Source organism: Flavobacterium sp. B114r, from assembly GCF_056824125.1.
Genome location: NZ_CP124858.1, coordinates 2,676,850 through 2,699,663, shown reverse-complemented (window position 1 = coordinate 2,699,663; position 22,814 = coordinate 2,676,850). Strand labels below are relative to the sequence as shown.

Sequence of the window (22,814 nt, the reverse complement as noted above, 5' to 3'; positions counted from 1 at the left end):
ATAAAAATAATTATGTTAATTAAGTTAGTTTGCGTAACGGAAATTTTATCAGCTCAAAAGCCTGCAAATAGTGCCTTATTGCTGATCAAATACCTCATGAACGTTAAACTTTAAACCCGAAACTTTTATTCATTAAAAATAAAAAATTATCTTTGCAGGATATGACACTCATTTCAACTGACAACACTAAGAATCAAGAAATTGTAAAAAATGTTTTTACAATGTATCTTGAGCAAAAAGGGCATCGCAAAACTCCTGAGCGTTATGCTATACTTCAGGAAATTTACGATAGCGAAGAACATTTTGATATAGAAAACTTATATATCAAAATGAAAAACAAGAACTATCGTGTGAGTAGAGCTACATTATACAACACGATCGAGTTATTGTTAGACTGCGCTTTGGTTAGAAAACATCAATTTGGGCAAAATCAGGCTTACTACGAAAAATCATATTTTGATAAACAGCATGATCATATTATCATGACTGATTCTGGTGAGGTAATCGAATTTTGCGATCCAAGAATTCAAACCATCAAAAAAACAATCGAAGAAATATTTGATATCGAAATCACGAATCATTCATTGTATTTCTACGGAAACAAAAAGCAAAAACAATAATCCGGAAAGGCATTATTTAAAAAATAAAAAAAAGAAAATTAACTACATTAATCAGTAGGGCAATTTAGATTGCCTCAACGCAAATTAAAACAGAATGACCGTAGATTTATTACTAGGATTACAATGGGGAGATGAAGGTAAAGGGAAAATTGTTGACGTTCTTACCTCTAATTATGACATTATTGCACGTTTTCAAGGAGGACCAAATGCAGGACATACTTTAGAATTTGACGGAATCAAACATGTACTTAGAACCATTCCTTCTGGAATTTTTCATAAAAATTCAATAAACATCATTGGTAATGGTGTTGTAATAGATCCGGTAGTTTTTCAAAAAGAAATTGAAGGTTTAGAGAAATTCAACCTTGACATCAAAAACAAATTGATCATTTCAAGAAAAGCACATTTAATTTTACCAACTCACCGTTTACTTGATGCTGCTTCTGAAGCATCTAAAGGAAAAGCTAAGATTGGTTCTACCCTTAAAGGAATTGGTCCAACTTATATGGACAAAACCGGTAGAAACGGATTACGCGTTGGTGATATCGAATTAGAAGATTTTAAAGAACGTTACAGAGCATTAGCAGACAAGCATGAAGCAATGATTGCTTTTTATGATGTAGCGATTCAATATAACTTAGCTGAACTTGAAAAAGAATTTTTTGAAGCTATCGAAGAATTAAAAAAATTAGATTTTATTGACAGTGAAGAATATATCTACCAAGCACAAAAAGCAGGTAAATCTATTTTATGCGAGGGAGCACAAGGTTCTTTATTAGATGTTGATTTTGGAACTTATCCTTTTGTAACTTCATCAAATACTACTGCTGCCGGAGCTTGTACAGGCTTAGGAATTGCTCCTAACAAAATCAAGGAAGTATACGGAATTTTTAAAGCGTATGTTACCCGTGTTGGTAGCGGACCTTTCCCAACTGAACTTTTTGACGAAGTTGGTGCTACAATGGCAAAAGTTGGAAACGAATTTGGATCTGTTACAGGAAGACAAAGACGTTGTGGATGGTTAGACCTTGTGGCTTTAAAATATGCTGTTCAGGTAAACGGAGTTACACAATTGATGATGATGAAAGGCGACGTTCTTTCAGGATTCGAAACTTTGAAAATCTGTACAGAATACAACTATAAAGGACAAAACATTTCTCACTTTCCTTATAACATCGAGCCGGAAAACGTAACTCCTGTTTATAAAGAATTTAAAGGATGGAAAGCTGACTTAACAGGATTGACCACTTACGATCAATTACCAATTGAGCTAAAAGAATATATTCAGTTTATTGAAGAAGAAGTTGGAGTGCCAATTAAGATTGTATCAGTTGGCCCGGACAGAAAGCAAACAATAACAAAATAATACATCTAAACGCTCTGATAACCAGAGCGTTTTTTTATACAAAGATTTCTAATTATGAAAAATCCAGAAATTAAAATTACTGACACAACATTACTTTCAGATAATTGGTACATATTAAACAAGGTCACTTTTGACTACCAAAAGAAAGATGGCAAAGTAGAATCTCATATTCGCGAAGTATACGACCGCGGAAACGGAGCTGCTATTTTATTGTATAACACTGCAAAGAAAACAGTTATCCTGACAAGGCAATTTCGTTTACCAACCTATCTTAACGGAAATAAAACCGGAATGATGATTGAGGTTTGTGCAGGACTTCTCGATCAGGACAATGCAGAACAAGCCGTTATTCGCGAAACCGAAGAAGAAACAGGTTATCGCTTACAAAAAGTTCAAAAAGTAATCGAAACTTATACGTCACCAGGTTCCGTAACAGAGATCCTTTATTTATTTGTGGGTGAATACGACGAAACCATGAAAGTAAATGATGGCGGAGGATTAGATGCTGAACAGGAAAACATTGAAGTTCTGGAATATACTTTTGATGAAGCTTATGCAATGATTGAATCCGGCGAAATTACAGATGCCAAAACTATTTTATTGCTGCAACATGCTAAAATAAAAGAATTGATATAAGATTTGTAATACACGATTACTTAAATGAAAATCAAACAAACAATTCAAGAAATTGTGTAATTCATATTAGACACTAATAAAATAACTTTACAGTAATAAAAAACCAGTTTATGAAAAAGTTATATTACACATCAAATATCGTACTTGTATTAATATTAGTTTTATTAGGTTCATGTAAAAAAAATGAATCAACTGAAACCTCAAAAAAAATAAAACCAAAAAAGGTAATTGAACATATAAAGCCAAAATCTGTATCCTATCATTTTGAAAAAACAAAGGACTGGCTAAAAGCAAATGAATCTGACAGTACAAAACTTCGTATTGCCTATGCCATAAACAGAACTGATAAAGCAAACTTTGCAAAATTGGATTCAGTTGTTGTTCCTGCAGATTTTACTGGCGATAATGTTTATTATCTGCCATTTCCTCTACATATAAAAGCTTTAGAAGAAGTTTCAAAAATAATTATCTTCTCCTATCCTACACAAGCATTTGCTGCTTACGAAAATGGAGAATTAGTCCGTACCGGGCCATCAAATATGGGAAGAAAAAAAGACCCTACTCCAACCGGATTATTTTTTACCAATTGGAAAGCAGAAAAAACAACCAGTACTTTTAATGACGAATGGGAATTAAAATGGAATTTTAATATCGAAAATAAACTGGGTGTCGGTTTTCACGAATACGCATTACCAGGTTATCCAGCCTCACATTCTTGTTTACGACTTCAAGAAAATGATGCAAAATATCTTTATAAATTTGCAGATGAATGGATTTTACAAGACAAGGAAAATGTAAAAGTAAAAGGAACTCCGGTAGTTGTTTTTGGAAGTTATAACTTTGACGGACCAAAACCATGGTTCGAATTAGTAAAAGATCCAAAAGCTCTTGACATTTCTGAAGCTGAAATAGAAACACAAACTCAACCTTTTATACAAAAGATTTTGGACAATCAAAAAATTAGAGAAGCAGAACAAACTGCAACTCCCTAAATATTGTTATTAAAGAAAAAGCTGCTAATATAATTTTGACGAATTATATTAGCAGCTTTTTTATGTTTTATGGTTTTATGCTACGAAGTTTTTTTTAGAATTTCAATTACATTTGACTAAAGCCTATTTCTTTATCCCCTTTCGTCCTCCAGCTAAAGCTGACGACTATTCAGCTAAAACCCAATTTAGACATACTGCTTTTCGTCTCAACTAAAACCTTTGCCCCTCTGTTCCTTTGAACCTTTGAACCTTTTTTTTATAATAAATAAGCGAACGTTCATTTATTATTAATATCTTTGTACCATAATTAATTCGAACAATGAGAACCAGAGACACTAATAAAGAAGAAATTGTAAAGCAAAAAGCAATCGAAATGCTGGTTTCACAAGGCGTAGAAGGTTTTGGGATGAATCGTTTAGCCAGAGAATGTGGCGTTTCTGTAGCGACCCTTTATATTTATTATTCAGACAAAGAAGATCTTATCCGTAAAATTGGAATCGAAATTGGAAAAAATTTCTTTAATGAAATGTTAGTTGGTTTTTCTTCAGAAATGTCGTTTGTAGACGGTTTACGCAAGCAATGGGATAACAGATCTAAATACACACTAAATTTTCCACTTCAAACGGATTGCATCGAACTTTTGAAACATTCTACTTATGGTGATGCCATTTTATCTGAAATCACAACAGACTTTAAAGATGAAATGACAAAATTCATTACCAGGGCTATCGAAAAGAAAGAACTTCTCCCTATCACCTTCGAAGTTTTTTGGAGTATTGCTTACGGATCGCTTTACTCTCTTTTGGAATTGCACAGAGAAGGAAAATCAATGTCCGGAAAACCTTTTGCTTTTACAAAAGAAATTAGCAACGAAGCATTTAATCTGGTTATTAAAGCATTAACTCCCTGATAAAAATCGATCGTAATATCAATTGCAATATTAACCTCAATTTTAATGTTAATTTAAATATCAAAATAAACTCAATCACAACAATATCAATTAAATAAAAATCAAATGAACACTTCACTTATAAAAAATAAAAAGGTAGCCATCATTGGTGGCGGACCTGTAGGTTTAACAACAGCCAGAATATTACAAATAAACGGAGCTGAAGTAACAGTTTACGAAAGAGATTTAAATGCTCAGGCAAGAACTTCAGGCGGAACGCTTGACATACATGCAGATTCAGGACAAAAAGCAATCAAAAAAGCGGATCTAATGGACGCCTTTTATCAGTACGCAAGACCAACCGGAGAGAAAATGGCCGATATGCATGGAAATATTACTTCAGAAGAAATGCCAACTGAAGAAAATGGATATCAAAGACCTGAAATTGATCGAAATGATTTGAGAAAAATCATGCTCGAAAACCTTGAGGAAAATACTGTTGTATGGGACAGTCAATTGACGGACATTCAAAAAATCGATGAACAGTATTATCTGGAATTCAAAAATGGCAATAAAACAATTGCTGATTTTGTAATTGTTGCAAACGGAGGAAGATCAAATGCCAGAAAATTTGTTACGGACAAAGAACCTCAACTTTCAGGAACTTATATTATTCAGGGAGAAATAGAAAATCCGGATCGTGATTATCCTGAATTTAAACCTAAATACGGTGACGGAAACGTAATGGCAATGGGGGAGAAAAAAATGTTTTATACCCATACTTTACGCGACGGTTCCGTGCATTTTGGTGTTTCTTTTAAAGCTGATGAAAATTGGGTTTTAAATAACGAAATTGACTTTGAAGACAATGCTGCAGTTATTGCTTTTTTACTGAAAAAATTTGAGAACTGGAACGAGGATTACAAAAAATTCTTCGTTGCTTCAACTGATTTTACAGGATTGCCTTTGCGCCTATTTTCTCTTGAAGAAACCTGGAAAAAACATTCAAACATAACCCTTGTAGGCGATGCGGCACATGTAATGCCACCGTTTGCAGGCGAAGGTGTAAATATGGGTTTGATGGATGCTTATCAGTTAACAGAAAACCTAACAAACGGGCAATTCGAAACCTTGCAGGACGCTATTGACGATTATGAACAAAAAATGTTTGGTTATGCACTGGAGGCACAACGCACCACCTATCAAATGGAGGAATTACTTCATTCTGACGTGACTACTGAGAAAATATTAAATAGTCGTGGCGGAGTTTAATAATTTTCTTTCTTTGTTATTTATGTTCATTTCGACGAAGGAGAATCACACTCCATAATAGACAAAGATTGGCGACTTTCTTTGCGGAATTTCTAGTGTGATTTCTCCTTCGTCGAAATGATAAGATTATGCAAAACCTATCGGCTTTAAAATCGGATAGGAGCCTAGGGATTAATTCCCTAGGCGACCTTCCACACCACCCGGCATACGGATCCGTACCAAGGCGGTTCTTAATTTACGATACATTTTAAGATAGATACCTAACCTAAAGTACTTCCGTGAGGTTGTTTTCAGTTATCCCAATAAAGGTCTGCACTCCCTGGTAGCTGTCGGATTCCGTCCTATCCTTTCCAAGGTAGTTATCAAATTACTTGATATTTTCTGCATTCGTGCCTTCATAGGTAACATTCATTTACTACTCACTTAATTAAGTTCAGTCCTTCGGTACTCATTTACAGTACCTACTATGACCTCTGCTGACTTCTTATAGCAATTGTTATCCATAAGTGCTTTTCTTAAAAAAAAAAAAACTCCTCCTATGTCTATAAGACCTCCCCAGGTAAGAACGACAACTTTCCTCTCATATACCTGCTATATTTACCATGATGTTTCCGTACAGTTTTGGACTTCAGTTTGTGTTGCAACCTTATCCAACATCTTTGGCCTTTTATATAGTTTCTGTTCGTCAGGTCAAGAGTTTGCCTACTGCTTCCTTCAGATTCCACCTCGCGATGGACACCCTTGCATTCAGCTAACACTTCCCACTGTAAAGGCGTGTTCGGGACTTACACCCTAGAGTTATCGCCCATGCTGGGCACACAACAAAAAAGGCATAAGAATCAAACTCTTATGCCTTTTGTTTTATAATAAAAACTAAAAATTATCTTGAATAATTTGGAGCTTCTTTTGTAATTGTAACGTTATGCGGGTGACTTTCTGTAATTCCGCTTGATGTGATTCTAACAAAACGTCCCGTTTCTTGTAAAGTCGGAATGTCTTTTGAACCGCAGTATCCCATTCCGGCACGAAGACCACCAACGAATTGAAGCATACTTTCGTTCAATTCACCTTTGTAAGGAACACGACCAACAATTCCTTCCGGAACTAGTTTTTTAACGTCATCTTCAACATCCTGAAAATAACGGTCTTTCGATCCGCCTTCCATCGCTTCAACAGAACCCATTCCGCGGTAAGATTTGAATTTTCTTCCTTCAAAGATAATTGTTTCTCCCGGAGATTCTTTTGTACCTGCTAATAATGAACCTAACATCACACAGTCAGCACCGGCAGCGATTGCTTTAGGAATATCTCCTGTATAACGAATTCCACCATCAGCAATAACCGGAACTCCGGTTCCTTTGATAGCCGCAGCTACTTCAAGAACTGCTGAGAATTGAGGAAAACCAACACCTGCAACAATACGCGTTGTACAAATAGAACCAGGTCCTATTCCTACTTTAACACCGTCTGCACCGTTTGCTACTAAATATTTAGCTGCTTCCGGAGTTGCAATGTTTCCTACGATTACATCAATATTAGGGAATTTTGTTTTTACTTCTTTTAATGTATTTACTACACCTTCAGTATGTCCGTGAGCAGTATCAATAATGATAGCGTCTACACCGGCAGCAACTAATGCAGCAGCTCTTTCGACAGCATCACCAGTAACACCAATTGCAGCAGCAACTCTTAAACGACCAAAAACATCTTTGTTAGCGATTGGTTTTTGAGTCAGTTTTGTAATATCTCTAAAAGTGATTAAACCAACCAATTCATAATTAGCATTTACAACTGGCAACTTTTCGATTTTATGTCCTTGTAAAACTACTTCGGCCTGCTCTAATGAAGTTCCTTCGGCAACAGTAACTAAGTTTGTACTTGTCATTACCTCAGCGATTGCTCTTGCTCCGTTTTTTTCAAAACGTAAATCACGATTGGTTACAATTCCTTTAAGGATTCTATTTTCATCAACGATTGGGATTCCGCCAATTCCGAATTCTTTCATTGCATTTTTTGCATCTGCAATTGTCGAAGTCATTGGTAAAGTTACCGGATCGATAATCATTCCAGACTCAGCACGTTTTACTCTTCTAACTTTCGCAGCTTGTTGCTCGATAGTCATGTTTTTGTGCAAAACACCAATCCCGCCTTCTTGCGCCATAGCAATTGCCATAGAACTTTCGGTAACGGTATCCATAGCAGCTGATACTATTGGAACGTTTAATGTTATATTTCGTGAAAATTTTGATTTGATACTCACTTCGCGAGGAAGCACATTCGAGTAGTTAGGTACTAATAATACATCGTCGTAAGTTAAACCTTCGCCGATAATCTTGGAGTTGTGTGCTATCATGTTGCAATTTCTAGTTGAATTGCGTGCAAATATAGTGAATAAATTGGAAACTTGAATACTAACTTATTCATAAAATTAACTTTACAAGAAATATCCTATAATTATATGGGTACTATTTTAACCATATAAGATATATAAGTTCATTTAATAACTTGCATATGGTTACCGATTACGCTCGAATTAACAGTCCTGTTACAGCTACTAATTAAAATTGGAATTTCGAATTTTTATATTGGAATTTTCAAAAAAACTAATCCTCTGAATCGTGAAAGACAAAATTAAAGCCGAACTGAAATGCTATACTATTGGCTTTTGAAACATCTTTGTATTCGAGAACATTATCGACAAGAAGATACATATTGAGTTTCCCGACTGTTCCTGAAAGTCCTAAACCGATATTTTTATTAGAATACGAATCAATTGTATAAGTTGCTTTGACATCTAATTTATCAAAAACACTTCGTTTGTAAAAAGCAGTTAAAGCAACAAAAGGTTCTACCGGCATAGACATTATAAACAATTGCCCTCCCACTGCGTTGACATACTTTCGGACTGTTCTTCCTTTACAATTACAAGCATCATCTGAGCGTGATTCGCCCCAGGAATACTGCATCGATGAATAAAATTTAGTTGGTCGCCAAGTTGTATATTTATTATAGAGTGTATCTCGTGGTATGGCTTTCTCAAACTCATCAAATATATTTTTGGGCTTATTTGTGGGATCAAAACTAGGGTTTACTCCATCATATTTATAAGTCCCTTTGTATGTCAGGGTCTCGATATCTTTAGTATGTCTTATAAAACCGAGATCGACAATACTTGCCGTAAATTGAAGATTATCCTTAAAATAATAGGTCAGTCCGGCATCGATTCCCAAACCTAAACTTCCGTTAAAGAACGTATTATGTGCAATATCCTTTGGAATATTTCCTTCGTATTCGTCTTTTGTAAATGTTCCAATCCCTGACGTTTTCAGTTCTAAATTTGATTCTATTATTTGATTATAGATATTTGGAGATCCTGCCGCTTGTCCTGTATAAATAAAACCCGAATTTTTAGTAGATGTTGCATTTGCACCACTTGAATACAGTTTTGCACGACCGCCTAAAACAAGTTTATCATTTAATTTTTTATGAAATCCCACGTGAAAGACAGACAGCACTTCGGCTCTGACATTTAAATCAGCCAGATTGAATGATTTACCTATATAATCCCGATTTCCATCTAGGGCTAATATAGCCAAATCTTTTGGAACGTACATTAAAAAATCAAACTCCTGATAGGCTCCAAACGAAATATAAGATTGACTGTCCTTTCCTCCCACTCTAAAACCACCTGAAAATAATTCGAGTTGCTGATTGACCTGAGTCTTATCTTTGGCTGAAGAATTATTAATAACGTTACGGACTTTGTCATTAAAATCTACTCCGTTATTAGCAAATAAATCATAAGCAGAAAAACTACTTGAACCTAAATTCGCATAAACCCCGGACAAAAGAGGAACTCCAAAATAGAATTTATACGAAACATCAGCTCCTGGATTTACGAGTGACGATTGCGGAATAGCCGTAAAATTATACAACACTTCTTTGTTTTGGGCAAAGGAGGAAAGTTGAAAAGCTACAATTAGAATCAGATATACTTTTCTCATTCTATTACCATATAAACGGTTGCACCTGAGCGTAATTTTAAACTTCCTGTACTATTTTGATCCAGAGGTGGTCCAGCCGCCATTCTGACAAAAAAAGCTATTTTAACCGTTTTTTTCAAGAGTGCCAGTCTTTGATTTTCATAGACTTCAGTTGGGAATTTAACAATATTTGAACTTCCTGAATAGGCTGGAATTGAATAGGTATTGGTTTCCAGTACTTTATTATTAGCATCTAAAAGCACTATATCGAGCGTAAAAGCTCTAATTATTGTATTTTCTAATTCGAAATTCAGTTCTGCTTTTACAAGATTATCTCTAAAAAACTTCTCTTTAAAAGCATCAAATTGCTCTACATCAGAGACTATTTGGCCTCCACCAGTATTTGCTAATTGTGTTGCAGGAACATTAAAATAAGCCAGATTGGCTACAAAAACCGGTTCTAGTTTTAAATCTTTAGTCTGATCAAAATCGAGATCGCTTGAACAGGAAAGAAACAAAACTGATGAAAATATTAATATAAAAATCCTATTGATAAGATTTGACTTCATAGAAGTGGTATTTGGATACACAAAAAACGTATTTTAATAACTATATATTGCCCGATTGGTGTTTATCTTTTTGTTATTATTTTCGTCATATTAAACCTGAAGATTATATTTAATTGCTTTATCAGTGATAATTACCAAACAATTTTGAAGCTTCATTATAAGCACTTTCAAAACTTAAAGAGTTTAAACCTGTTGATTTTTTATTGGCTGTAAAATAAGAAATCAATTTTTCTGTAGGCATATTTCCTGTTAGTTTATCTGTAGCCATTGGGCAGCCGCCAAAACCCTGAATCGCTCCGTCAAAACGGGTACAGCCGGCTTTCGATGCTGCATCTATTTTTTCGAACCAACTATTGGGCGTTGTATGTAAATGTGCCCCAAACTCTATTTCAGGATATTTTGGAATTAAATTCGAAAAAAGATATGTAATGACTTCCGGCGTCGAACTGCCAACAGTATCTGAAAGTGATAATATTTTAACGCCCATTCCGGCTAATTTTTCTGTCCATTCGCCAACGATTTCAACATTCCACGGATCTCCATATGGATTTCCAAACCCCATTGAAAGGTACGTTACCACTTCTTTGTTTTTCTTATCTGCAATCTCCAGAATTTCTTCAAGTGTTACTAAAGATTCAGCTATTGTTTTATGTGTATTTCGCATCTGAAAATTCTCAGATATCGAAAAAGGAAATCCTAAATATCGAATTGGTTCATGCTCTGACGCTGATATAGCTCCTTGTGTATTCGCAATTATTGCTAACAATTTGCTTGTGGTTTGCGACAAATCAAGTTGTGCCAAAACCTCGGCAGTATCCTGCATTTGCGGAATTGCTTTTGGAGATACAAAACTTCCAAAATCAATCGTATCAAACCCAACTCTAAGCAAAGCTTGTATATATGAAACCTTGTTTTTAGCAGGAATAAAAGTTTTGATACCTTGCATAGCATCACGCGGACATTCGATAATCTTGATTTCTTTATTCAAAGCTTATTCTTTAGTGAAGGCTAAGTTAACGTCTTTTTTAAAGAAATAAAAGTTATAATTTTCATTAATTACAGTATTACACAATATTGTAATAACACATAACATTACACAAAAACGTAATAATAAATAATATTACATATATTTGTAATATTAAACTTTATTTATTTTTAATTATATTTGAATTATGACAAGCGTAATTACAGGTGATATCATTGACTCCAGAAAACAAAAATCAAAAGATTGGGTAGAAGATTTAAAAAAAATCTTATCTCCTTTTGGAGCAACACCAAGTCAATGGGAAGTTTACAGAGGTGATGAATTTCAGATCGAGATTAAAAATCCCGAAGATGCTTTATTGTCTGCTATTTTAATAAAAGCACATTTAAAAGCTATAAAACTAGACGCCCGAATGAGTATTGGTTTTGGCGACAAGACATATAATGCCGAGAAAATATCAGAGAGCAACGGTTCTGCCTTTATACATTCCGGAGAACTTTTTGAAACATTAAAAAAACAAAAGGTAACTTTAGCAATGAGAACAGGCGATACCAATCTCGATGAAAAAATGAATTTAATGATACAATTGGCGCTTACCTTCATGGACAACTGGCTTGCACAACCTGCACAATTTGTTGCCGCTGCAATAGAAAATCCTACTTTGTCTCAAGAAGAATTAGGACAAAAATTAGGCATTAATCAGGCCGCGGTAAGCCGAAGACAAAAAAGGGCCCAGTTTGATTTGGTACAACATTTAGATCGTTATTTTAGAACAGAGATAAAACAACTTAAAACGCGATGATTTTATTTATAAAACTACTTTTAGCACATTTATTAGGCGATTTTATATGGCAGCCCAACTCATGGGTTAAAGATAAAGAAGCCAGGAAATATAAAAGTATCTATCTCTACTTTCATATTCTTTTGCATGCAATTCTGGCGGCAGTTTTAGTTGGAGAAATTAAGTTTATACCTTATGCTATTTTAATTGCCATTACGCATGGTTCAGTAGATTTGATCAAACTCAATTATCAAAAACCAAATACAAAACGTACTTGGTTTGTTCTGGATCAAATTGCTCATATCCTTATTTTAATTGCAATTGTATTACTCTACAACGGAGAATCCATAAACTTTCTATGGTTTAACAATCAATTTTGGATTTTAATTACCGGTATTTTATTCATCACGAAACCGACTTCTATTTTTATTAAAACCATTATTTCTATCTGGAATCCTGAAAGTCAAAATAGTCACAACGATAATTCACTTGCTACGGCAGGAAATTATATCGGAATACTAGAACGTCTTTTTGTGTTTTGTTTTATCCTAACAGGACATTTTGAAGCAATCGGATTTTTATTGGCCGCCAAATCTATCTTTAGATTTGGAGATTTAAAAGAAGCCAAAGAAAGAAAACTTACCGAATATGTTCTAATTGGTACTTTGATCAGTTTTGGAACTGCTATTATTACAGGATTACTTGTTCAGGCGCTTTTATTACAACTGGTTTAAGATTTTTTTATTGATTGCTTTTATCAAAGCCGGGCCTTCGTAAATAAATCCGGTATACAATTGTACCAAACTCGCTCCTGCATTCAACTTTTCGATAGCATCATCTGCAGAATGTATTCCTCCTACTCCAATAATTGGAAATGCTTTATTGCTTTTTTCAGAAAGAAAACGAATCACTTCCGTCGAACGTTTCGCCAAAGGTTTTCCGGACAAACCTCCCATTTCAGATTGGTTTTCAGACTGCAATCCTTCTCTTGAAATTGTTGTATTGGTTGCAATTACGCCCGCAATTTGAGTCGTTTTTACAATGTCAATAATATCCAATAACTGCTCGTCAGTAAGATCCGGAGCAATTTTTAAAAGAATTGGTTTTATTTTCTGAGTACTTGTTTTCTGCTTTTCAACATTTCTGTTTTGCAAAGTTTGCAATAAAGCCGTTAACGGTTCCTTATCCTGCAAAGCTCTTAAATTTGGTGTGTTTGGAGAACTCACATTTACTACAAAATAATCTACATGATCAAACAAGGCATCAAAACAAATGATATAGTCATCTACAGCATTTTCATTTGGTGTAATTTTATTTTTACCAATATTTCCACCAATCAAAACGCCTGAATTCTTTTTTAAACGTTCTACGGCTTCAAGAACCCCACCATTATTAAAGCCCATTCGGTTAATAATCGCCTGGTCCGCCTTTAATCTGAACAAACGTTTTTTTGTATTTCCTTCCTGGCCAACCGGAGTTACGGTTCCTATTTCTATAAAACCAAAACCAAAATCTGAAAGTTCCTTGTATAACTTGGCATCTTTATCAAATCCCGCCGCAAGTCCCACCGGGTTTTTAAATTTGATTCCGAAAACTTCACGTTCTAAGCGAGCATCTTTTACTTCATAAATTGATCTTATAATCGACGAAACTCCTGGGATCTTTGAAATGAATTTAACAAATGAAAAAGTAAAGTAATGAACTTCTTCCGGATCAAACCAAAAAAGTATCGGGCGAATTATCAATTTATACATAAGAGTGTTGTGTGTGTTTTTTCGATGGCAAATTTAATTATAATACTTCAGACAACTATTAACTAAAATGATTTTTATTTTTTTACAATTATTACTATTTTTTTTTTAATTTTAATGGGATTAAAAGATTGAAAATGAAATTCATAAAAAAATAATCAGCAAAATAATTATTCTTTAAGCAATTAAATTATTTTTTAAATTTTAAGGAATAGTACAAGACAAAGTAATGACAATAAACCACTTACCATTACTACCTTTAAATATGGGAAATTTAAAAAAGCATTACAACTTATTCAAACGGAAGCAAGAAACAACACTAAAACTATTCGTATTGCAAAAACAAACAACTAATCCTATAGGACAACTATAATTTAAAGTTATTTTTTTAACTTTATTCCCTCTTATATTGACAACACCAAAATCAAATCAAGAATGAAAAATAAAACTTACTGGATTTTAGCAATTCTTACCATCTCTGCTATTTCAATTGCCTATGGTTACACTAAATTTATTCGCCCAGACCAAACGTTGACGGCAATGGATTGTGCCGAAACTGCAAATACATCTGACACTTCTTTATTTAAACCCACGATCGAAAATAAAAACAAACCTGCCGCCAATAAAACTCCTAAAGGAATGGTTTGGATTCCTGGCGGAGAATTCTCTATGGGAAGTAATGTTGCTGATGAAAGTTTATGCAGCATAAAAGGAGTTACAAAAGATGCAGCACCAATACATCAGGTATATGTTGACGGTTTTTACATGGATCACACCGAAGTGACTAATGAACAATTTGAAGCCTTTGTAAAAGCTACTGGCTATAAAACTTTAGCAGAAATAAAACCAACTCACGAAGAATATCCTGATGCTCCGGTAGAAAATTTAGTTGCAGGATCAGCCGTTTTTACCCCTACATCTGCACATGTTAACCTAAACAACTATATGCAATGGTGGACGTATGTTCAGGGAGCTGACTGGAGACATCCCGAAGGAGCCGGAAGCTCAATAATAGGCAGAGAAAAGTACCCGGTAGTTCAGGTCTCATATGATGATGCTGCTGCTTATGCTAAATGGGCGGGCAAAAGATTACCTACTGAAGCTGAATGGGAATTTGCAGCGCGTGGCGGAAAATCCGGGCAATTATATGCCTGGGGAAACACATTGAAACCTAAAGGAAAATTTCAGGCTAACATCTATCAAGGCCATTTTCCTGTCGAAAAAGGAGATACCGGCGAAGATGGCTATATAGGTATTGCACCAACTGCTCAATTTGAACCAAATCCGTATGGTCTTTACGACATTGGAGGAAATGTCTGGGAATGGACTAACGATTGGTATACTGCTGATTATTATTCTGTAATAAGCGAAAAAGATAAAGTTGCCAGAAACCCTCAAGGACCTGAATCGTCATACGATCCCGGAGAACCAAATTTACCTAAAAAGGTACAACGCGGAGGATCATTTTTATGTACAGATCAATATTGCACGCGCTACATGGTAGGTACCAGAGGAAAAGGAGATTACAAATCACCAGCAAACCATATTGGTTTCAGATGTGTGCAATAGTTTTTTTGCCACAAATTACACGAATCTCTACGAATTAATTTAAATATAAAAACGAATTTCAAGAATTTAGATTCTTGAAATTCGTTTTTAAGCATTTATGGAATACCTGTTTATTCCTGAAAATTCATAACGCACTCGTTAGTGAACTGGCAAAGCAAATTCGCAGCATTTTTTTATCTGATTTTACAGTTTTCGTAATTTACAGCTTCACAGCGCCCAATTATTTGCTTATATTTGCTGAAAATTAAAAAAATGCAACATATTATAGATCGTTTTATTAGTTATGTAACTATTGATACCGAGTCAGATCCTAATTCACAAACCACTCCAAGTACAGAGAAACAATGGAATCTTGCCAATAAATTAGTCGAAGAATTAAAAACAATTGGTCTTGACGATGTTACTATAGATGAAAAAGCATACATAATGGCTACTTTACCAAGTAATGTAGATCATGAAGTTCCTGTAATAGGCTTTGTTTCGCATTTTGATACTTCACCGGATTTTAGCGGTGCAAATGTAAAACCTCAAATTATTGAGAATTACGACGGAAAAGATATCATTCTAAACGCTGAGAAAAACATCATTTTATCTCCAGGCTATTTTAAGGATTTACTACAATATAAGGGACAAACTATCATCACAACTGACGGTACTACTTTATTAGGCGCAGATGACAAGGCCGGAATTACAGAAATTGTTTCTGCAATGGAGTATTTAATTCAGCATCCTGAAATTAAACACGGAAAAATTAGAATTGGTTTTACTCCAGATGAAGAAATTGGTCGTGGTGCACATCATTTTGATGTGGAGAAGTTTGGCGCGCAATGGGCATACACTATGGACGGAAGCCAGATTGGAGAATTAGAATATGAAAACTTTAATGCAGCCGGAGCCAAAATAACCTTTAAAGGAAAAAGCGTTCACCCGGGTTATGCCAAAGGAAAAATGATCAATTCGATGTTGATTGCCAATGATTTCATCAACGAACTTCCAAAAGGAGAAACACCACAGGAAACCAAAGGTTATGAAGGTTTTTTTCACGTACATCACTTAACGGGAAGAATCGAAGAAACAGTTTTAGAACTAATCATCCGTGATCACAACAAGCTTAAATTCGAAAAAAGAAAAGACTTAATTGGAAAAATCGCCAAGAAAATCAATAAAAAATTCGCCAAACAATTTGGTGAAGATATTGTAACTGCCGAAGTTAAAGATCAGTATTACAATATGAAAGAAAAGGTATTACCTGTAAAACATATCGTTGATATTGCTGAAAAAGCAATGAGAGAACTAAACATCAAACCTATCATTAAGCCTATTCGTGGCGGAACTGATGGATCTCAATTATCATTTATGGGATTACCTTGTCCTAACATTTTTGCAGGCGGACATAACTTTCATGGAAAATATGAATATGTTCCCGCAGAAAGCATTCAAAAAGCAACTGATGTTATTGTAAAAATCGCTGAATTAACAGCTATTCCAAGTATTTTTGATGTTGCCGAAAAACCAAAAAGAAAAAGATAATACGAGGAAAATAAATTCCAATTTTGAAGATTGGTGAAAAAATTCCAAATTCCAGTTATTAGCAAAAGCCTTTTTCAAAGTTTGAAAACCAAGAGTGTAAGGAACTTTATTTTATGCATTGAATGTCTCTATTTTAGCAGGATCCCCACCACAATGTATTACTATTTGTTGAATGATTTCATTTTGTAATTGATTACAAAATGAAATTTTGGGGATCTTATATCCTTTTAATTCATTTAGTTTTATATAACTCAAGAGCAAGATTGATGCAATTAAAATAATATATATCATTACCTGAATTCCATTCCACTGTCTTGAAAAATAGTGCTTAAAATTCATTTCTTGCTTTATAAATCTAAAGAAACGCTCAATGTCCCAACGCTTTTTATAAATTTCTGCTATTTGATCTGCCGTAAATTCTTCTTCTGGCAAATTGCTTAAAAACAAGATCTTCTCTCCATCAGATTTTAATATCCCTTCCACTAATCTAAAAACTATTTTAGTCTTTTTTTGATTCGAGTAAAGATAAACCCTGCTATGTTTTGTTAATTTAAGAATATCATTTTCAAAATCCAATGGAGTGACCTTACTGCCTTTCTCTACTTCATATTTAGATGATTTATAAATTCGGGTTACAAAATATTTATCATCAGTAGAGAGATCAACCATTGTTTTTCTATTCTTCATTCCACGATCAAAAACGGCAATATCTTTTTTGTTGGCTATGTGCTCTTCTAGAATATTGCCCAAAGCCAAATCTTCACTAATCATTTTTTGATCCTTGTGAAACTTTACATTAAAGGGCAATTCATTAAAACCAATTGTAAATTTTATACTATTTTTGCCCTGTTCTCCTTTTTTGTTTTTCTGCCCATTTCGCATCCCGAAACTTAACAAAGAAGCAGATAAGCTTGTAATTGTGGAATCATACAAACTTAATTTGATCTTATCTTTATCATTGAGTTTATCCTGAAAAACAGTAACGGTGTGCTGATAAAGTTTTTCGAAATACTCAACGTTTATTTTTCCTATTCTCTCTGCAATACTGCTGTGACTTACACTTTTATCTTTGGGAATTTGAGCATATTTACAAAAAAAATGATTCTCATAAAAATTCTCAAATACTCTAGAGCTGGCTCTATTTTCATTTAAGACTCCAAAAACACAAAGTTTAAATAATTCCTTGCCTTTTAGTTTTTTAGCATTCCAGTCAACCATAGTTTGCTGAGCAAAAAAATCAAGTTGATCTTCTGAAATATAATTTAATATTTCTTTTACTTCTGTTCTGATTTGCATTTTCTGATAGATTTATAAATACAGAAAATAAAAATAATAGTTTTTTACAAAAGTTCCTTACACTCTTGGTTTGAAAACTTTGAAAAAGGCTTTTTTTATGTGTTTTTTGTCCTTTCGACTGAAGGGAGAAATCACACTAGTTAATCGACAAAGATTGAAGATATACTTTACGGAGTTTCTTGTGTGATTTCTCCCTTTGGTCGAAAAGACAAGATTGTGTTTAAAAAAAATCAAAAAGTGCAATCACTAATTTGGAGTCTGGAATATGTACTAAGTTTTTTGTCCTTTCGACCAAAGGGAGAAATCACACTAGTTAATCGACAAAGATAGAAGATATACTTAACGGAGCTTCTTGTGTGATTTCTCCCTTCGGTTGAAAAGACAAGATTGAGTTTAGAAAAAATCACAAAGTGCAATCACTAATTTGGAATCTGGAATTTTTACTAAGTTGTTGTGTCCTTTCGACCGACAGGAGAAATCACACTAGTTAATCAACAAAGATTGAAGACATACTTTACGGAGTTTCTTGTGTGATTTCTCCCTTTGGTCGAAAAGACAAGATTGAGTTTAATAAAAAATCACAAAGTACAATCACTAATTTGGAGTCTGGAATTTTCACTAAGTTGCTGTGTCCTTTCGACCGAAGGGAGAAATCACACTAGTTAATCGACAAAGATTGAAGATATACTTTTACTGAGTTTCTTGTGTGATTTCTCCCTTTGGTCGAGAAGACAAGATTGAGTTTAATAAAAAATCACAAAGTACAATCACTAATTTGGAGTCTGGAATTTTCACTAAGTTGCTGTGTCCTTTCGACCGAAGGGAGAAATCACACTAGTTAATCGACAAAGATTGAAGATATACTTTTACTGAGTTTCTTGTGTGATTTCTCCCTTTGGTCGAGAAGACAAGATTGAGTTTAAAAAAAAATCCCAAAGTGCAATCACTAATTTGGAATCTGGAATTTTCACTAAGTTGTTGTGTCCTTTCGACCGAAGGGAGAAATCACACTAGTTAATCGACAAAGATTGAAGATATACTTTACGGAGTTTCTTGTGTGATTTCTCCCTTTGGTCGAAAAGACAAGATTGAGTAAAAAAAAAATCACAAAGTGCAATCACTAATTTGGAGTCTGGAATTTTTACTAAGTTGTCGTGTCCTTTCGACCGAAGGGAGAAATCACACTAGTTAATCGACAAAGATTGAAGATATACTTTACGGAGTTTCTTGTGTGATTTCTCCCTTTGGTCGAAAAAGACAAGATTGAGTTTAATAAAAGAAAAAAAAAATCCCAAACTCCAACGTTTAAATTGGAATTTGGGATTTATATTTTAGTTGGAATTTCTAAAAAATAATTACGCTTTTTTATTCAAAGCAGCGCTCATTTCCATAGAAATAGCAGAACGCTCAATTTTTAATTTTCCAGACATTGTTTCGATAACTGCACTTGTATCAGCTAATTCAACAACTTTACCGTGAAAACCACTTTTAGTAATTATTTTATCACCTACTTTTAGGCTGCTTTCAAATTCTTTTTCGTTTTTTGCTCTTTTTTGTTGTGGTCTGATCATGAAGAAATAGATTACCACGAACATTAATAGAAATGGCGCAAATTGAGTTAATTGTCCCATAATTTAAATTCTGTTTTTGATTTATTATATTATTAATAGTTTGAAATCCTTGACTTAGTCTTACATTAAACCACGTCCAACTTTAATCATCTTTTTATTAGCCGTAAGCTCTTTAACAAGATTATCTAAAATTCCGTTGATAAAAATACTACTTTTTGGTGTAGAATACTCTTTTGCAATTTCTAAATATTCGTTAAGAGTTACTTTTACTGGAATTGAAGGGAATTTTAAAAACTCGCAAATTGCCATTTTCAAAATAATAGTATCAATTTCAGCAATCCTGTCACTGTCCCAATTTGGTGTCTTATCATCATATTCTTTAGCAAAAATAGTTTCGTTTAAAACTGTTCTTCTAAACAAGTCTTTAGCAAAATCTTTATCTTCTACATCTTTATACAATTTTGGCACTCTAAAATCATCAGGATCTTGTGTTTTTATCGCCTTCAATTGTTTAACGATATGCGTATTTACAACTGGAATATCATCAACCCATGTTAATTTATCATCTTCCAGATACTCATATAATTTTTCATTAGGAACAATTACATCAGCAAATAAATCGATTACAAATTGTCTGTCTTCTTCAAAAGTATTTACTGAAGAACTACTCATGTATTTTACATACAGATCACTTGCTTTAATATCATTTAAAAGTAAAATAATATAATCATCATTTAATGACCAGTTGTTGATTTTACGATTTTCTAAAGCGATGCTAAGTGAATTACTTTCGGCAAGAAGTTGAAAAATTTTATTGTTGATGAATTTTTCGTTCGGTTTACGTTCTGCAGCAGTTGCAAGATGTTTTTTGCTTGATAGATGTAAAAAAATGGATTCTTTTTTGCAAATTTCAATCAATGAAGAAAGCATTATAAGATATAAATCCTGAATATTATCAATGCTGTAAAAAAGAAACTTCTCTTCTTTTTCCATATTATCAGAACCGCTTTGATGCATTGCATAAATGGATTGCATTACTTTAACGCGTATGTGTCTTCTATTTACCACCTTGTAAGAACATTTAAAAATTAGTCTGCAAAATTAAGGATTTAACAGTTGATAATAAAATTTAAATGGATAAAAAAGCTCTCAGAAAGCAATTAATTTATGATATTAATAAAAAGCCGCATTTTTCACAGGACAATACTTTGAGATCTTTAAACAAAAAAGATGTTATTTTTCAGCATAAAAACTTCCAATCTGAAGTTTTTTTTTACCGCAAAGTTCGCAAAGTTTTTTTAAAATTAAGCAGTTTTGTAAAAATACAAAGTTCGCAAAGCTTTGTGTTGAACCAGCTTTGCGAACTTTACGATTACATACGTATTCCAATCTGAAGTTTTTTTTACCTCAAAGTTCAAAAAGTTTTTTTTAATTAAGCAGTTTTGTAAAAACACAAAGTTCGCAAAGCTTTGTGTTGAACCAGCTTTGCGAACTTTACGATTACATACGCATTCCAATCTGAAGTTTTTTTTTACCTCAAAGTTCAAAAAGTTTTTTTTAATTAAGCAGTTTTGCAAAAACACAAAGTTCGCAAAGCTTTGTGTTGAACCAGCTTTGCGAACTTTGTGTTTTCTAACCGCAATAAATAAAAATCTTAGCGAACTTTGCGGTAAAAAATAAACTGCAATATCACGCTACCTATAAAAAAAGTCCCGGTATTCAGTCTCAGTTTACATTGCAAACTGAGACTGAATACTGGGACTATAAATTGTAAACTAAAAATTACTTCTTAGCAGCGTTTTCAATTTTTCTTAAATCAATACGATTTTGAGCAATTGTAAGAGCAGCTTTGTGCGTTGTCATTCCGTTTTTCACAGCGTAATCGATAATTTCTAAAGTAGTATTATAGATGTTTTCTGTTTTAGTCATGATTTCAGCTTTACCATAATGCTCTAATTCCGCATAAACATTGATAATTCCACCAGCGTTGATTAAGAAATCCGGAGCATATAAAATACCTCTTTCCTGCAATCTTAAACCGTGAACATTCTCATCAGCTAACTGATTGTTGGCAGCACCAGCAATAACTTTAGCTTTAATTTTATTTACAGTATCATCATTAATGATTGCTCCCATCGCACATGGTGCATAAATATCAACATCTGCAGTATACAAATCTTCACCTGCATAAACTGTTGCATTGTATTTTGCAGCTACCTGATATAATTTTTCTTCATTAATATCTGTAATAGTAACGATTGCTCCTTCTTTAGTCAAATATTCAACTAAGGCTTCACCAACGTGGCCAATACCCTGAACCAAAACTTTTTTACCTTCTAAAACATCAGTACCAAACTGACTTTTAGCAGCAGCTTTCATTCCTAAATAAACACCGTAAGCTGTTATTGGAGAAGGATTTCCTGAACCACCTCTTTCTTCAGAGATACCCGTAACATAAGGTGTTACATCTCTAACAGTGTCCATATCTTTCGTTTCCATTCCAACATCTTCAGCAGTAATATATCTTCCGCCTAAAGAGTGAACAAACTCACCAAACTTGCGCATTAATTCAGGTGTTTTTTGCGTTTTAGCATCACCAATAATTACTGCTTTACCTCCACCGATATTCAATCCGGTAATGGCTGATTTATATGTCATACCTCTTGAAAGACGCAAAACATCGTTCAATGCTTCCCATTCAGTATTATAGTTCCACATTCTTGTACCTCCTAAAGCTGGCCCCATAACTGAATTATGAATACCAATAATTGCTTTTAAACCTGTATCTTTGTCATTGCAAAAAACAATTTGTTCGTGATCATCAAATGATAGTTGACCAAAAACAGGATCCATTTTTTGAAGTTCCTTTCCAGTTGCGAAAGTTGCATCCATAGCGCTAGTATTTATTAGTTATAAATTATGAATTTGTCAAAAAGACTTCTCAAATTTATACAAAAAATACACATGTGCTAATTTTTTATCTTTAAAATAACAATATAACAAT

General features: G+C 33.8%; 19 protein-coding genes. 10 read left to right on the top strand and 9 right to left on the bottom strand.

The window, feature by feature from the left end:
- Positions 1 to 161 precede the first annotated feature (161 nt).
- From QLQ94_RS11580 to QLQ94_RS11555, 6 genes are all read left to right on the top strand, one after another.
- Positions 162 to 620 carry a Fur family transcriptional regulator gene (locus tag QLQ94_RS11580; protein WP_026981862.1) on the top strand — a complete coding sequence of 153 codons (459 nt, stop codon included), beginning with the start codon at positions 162 to 164 and terminating at the stop codon, positions 618 to 620.
- Positions 621 to 714: 94 nt separating this feature from the next.
- The gene (locus QLQ94_RS11575) at positions 715 to 1,986 is read left to right on the top strand and encodes an adenylosuccinate synthase (protein WP_271335782.1); all 1,272 of its coding nucleotides are present in this window, start codon (positions 715 to 717) and stop codon (positions 1,984 to 1,986) included.
- Positions 1,987 to 2,040: 54 nt separating this feature from the next.
- Positions 2,041 to 2,622: an NUDIX domain-containing protein gene (locus QLQ94_RS11570; protein WP_482499812.1), complete on the top strand. Its 582-nt coding sequence runs from the start codon at positions 2,041 to 2,043 to the stop codon at positions 2,620 to 2,622.
- Between the two features lie 110 nt (positions 2,623 to 2,732).
- A complete protein-coding gene (locus QLQ94_RS11565; protein WP_482499811.1) occupies positions 2,733 to 3,614 on the top strand; it encodes a L,D-transpeptidase in 882 nt (293 codons plus the stop codon).
- 319 nt (positions 3,615 to 3,933) lie between these two features.
- Entirely contained in the window at positions 3,934 to 4,524 is a 591-nt protein-coding gene (locus QLQ94_RS11560; protein WP_271335779.1) for a TetR/AcrR family transcriptional regulator, read from the top strand.
- A gap of 105 nt (positions 4,525 to 4,629) precedes the next feature.
- A complete protein-coding gene (locus QLQ94_RS11555; RefSeq protein ID WP_271335778.1) occupies positions 4,630 to 5,775 on the top strand; it encodes an FAD-dependent oxidoreductase in 1,146 nt (381 codons plus the stop codon).
- Between the two features lie 880 nt (positions 5,776 to 6,655).
- On the opposite strand, the gene guaB is transcribed toward QLQ94_RS11555, so the two are convergent.
- From guaB to QLQ94_RS11535, 4 genes are all read right to left on the bottom strand, one after another.
- Positions 6,656 to 8,128 carry an IMP dehydrogenase gene (guaB, locus tag QLQ94_RS11550; RefSeq protein ID WP_271335398.1) on the bottom strand — a complete coding sequence of 491 codons (1,473 nt, stop codon included), beginning with the start codon at positions 8,126 to 8,128 and terminating at the stop codon, positions 6,656 to 6,658.
- A 250-nt stretch (positions 8,129 to 8,378) separates the two neighbouring features.
- Positions 8,379 to 9,779 (bottom strand): DUF5723 family protein, encoded by a 1,401-nt coding sequence (locus QLQ94_RS11545; RefSeq protein ID WP_271335399.1) that lies wholly within the window; start codon positions 9,777 to 9,779, stop codon positions 8,379 to 8,381.
- Complete coding sequence (locus QLQ94_RS11540) at positions 9,776 to 10,327, bottom strand: hypothetical protein (RefSeq protein WP_271335400.1); 552 nt, start codon at positions 10,325 to 10,327, stop codon at positions 9,776 to 9,778. Before QLQ94_RS11540 ends, QLQ94_RS11545 begins: the two co-directional genes overlap by 4 nt.
- A 121-nt stretch (positions 10,328 to 10,448) precedes the next feature.
- Positions 10,449 to 11,315 (bottom strand): hydroxymethylglutaryl-CoA lyase, encoded by an 867-nt coding sequence (locus tag QLQ94_RS11535; RefSeq protein ID WP_271335401.1) that lies wholly within the window; start codon positions 11,313 to 11,315, stop codon positions 10,449 to 10,451.
- A gap of 184 nt (positions 11,316 to 11,499) precedes the next feature.
- Here QLQ94_RS11535 and QLQ94_RS11530 point away from each other — a divergent pair, with 184 nt between their 5' ends.
- Together QLQ94_RS11530 and QLQ94_RS11525 are read left to right on the top strand one after the other, a co-directional pair.
- Positions 11,500 to 12,114 (top strand): SatD family protein, encoded by a 615-nt coding sequence (locus QLQ94_RS11530; RefSeq protein WP_271335402.1) that lies wholly within the window; start codon positions 11,500 to 11,502, stop codon positions 12,112 to 12,114.
- Positions 12,111 to 12,827, top strand: coding sequence for a DUF3307 domain-containing protein (locus QLQ94_RS11525; RefSeq protein ID WP_427402854.1), 717 nt, complete (start codon positions 12,111 to 12,113; stop codon positions 12,825 to 12,827). The genes QLQ94_RS11530 and QLQ94_RS11525 overlap by 4 nt, the downstream gene beginning before the upstream one ends.
- Here the strand turns inward: QLQ94_RS11525 and QLQ94_RS11520 are convergent.
- Positions 12,813 to 13,847: a quinone-dependent dihydroorotate dehydrogenase gene (locus QLQ94_RS11520; RefSeq protein WP_427402853.1), complete on the bottom strand. Its 1,035-nt coding sequence runs from the start codon at positions 13,845 to 13,847 to the stop codon at positions 12,813 to 12,815. The genes QLQ94_RS11525 and QLQ94_RS11520 overlap by 15 nt on opposite strands.
- Before the next feature lie 432 nt (positions 13,848 to 14,279).
- Between QLQ94_RS11520 and QLQ94_RS11515 the strand changes: the two genes are divergently transcribed.
- Positions 14,280 to 15,413 (top strand): formylglycine-generating enzyme family protein, encoded by a 1,134-nt coding sequence (locus QLQ94_RS11515; protein ID WP_427402852.1) that lies wholly within the window; start codon positions 14,280 to 14,282, stop codon positions 15,411 to 15,413.
- A 252-nt stretch (positions 15,414 to 15,665) separates the two neighbouring features.
- A complete protein-coding gene (pepT, locus tag QLQ94_RS11510; protein WP_482499808.1) occupies positions 15,666 to 16,943 on the top strand; it encodes a peptidase T in 1,278 nt (425 codons plus the stop codon).
- Between the two features lie 111 nt (positions 16,944 to 17,054).
- On the opposite strand, the gene QLQ94_RS11505 is transcribed toward pepT, so the two are convergent.
- The 4 genes from QLQ94_RS11505 to QLQ94_RS11490 form a co-directional block, all read right to left on the bottom strand.
- Positions 17,055 to 18,239 (bottom strand): IS4 family transposase, encoded by a 1,185-nt coding sequence (locus QLQ94_RS11505; RefSeq protein WP_482497696.1) that lies wholly within the window; start codon positions 18,237 to 18,239, stop codon positions 17,055 to 17,057.
- Positions 18,240 to 19,594: 1,355 nt separating this feature from the next.
- Positions 19,595 to 19,870, bottom strand: a complete 276-nt coding sequence (gene yajC / locus QLQ94_RS11500) for a preprotein translocase subunit YajC (protein WP_271335407.1) — start codon at positions 19,868 to 19,870, stop codon at positions 19,595 to 19,597.
- A 60-nt stretch (positions 19,871 to 19,930) separates the two neighbouring features.
- Positions 19,931 to 20,845 (bottom strand): transcription antitermination factor NusB, encoded by a 915-nt coding sequence (gene nusB / locus QLQ94_RS11495; protein WP_271335408.1) that lies wholly within the window; start codon positions 20,843 to 20,845, stop codon positions 19,931 to 19,933.
- Between the two features lie 747 nt (positions 20,846 to 21,592).
- Positions 21,593 to 22,702 (bottom strand): Glu/Leu/Phe/Val family dehydrogenase, encoded by a 1,110-nt coding sequence (locus QLQ94_RS11490; RefSeq protein ID WP_271335409.1) that lies wholly within the window; start codon positions 22,700 to 22,702, stop codon positions 21,593 to 21,595.
- Positions 22,703 to 22,814: the final 112 nt, after the last annotated feature.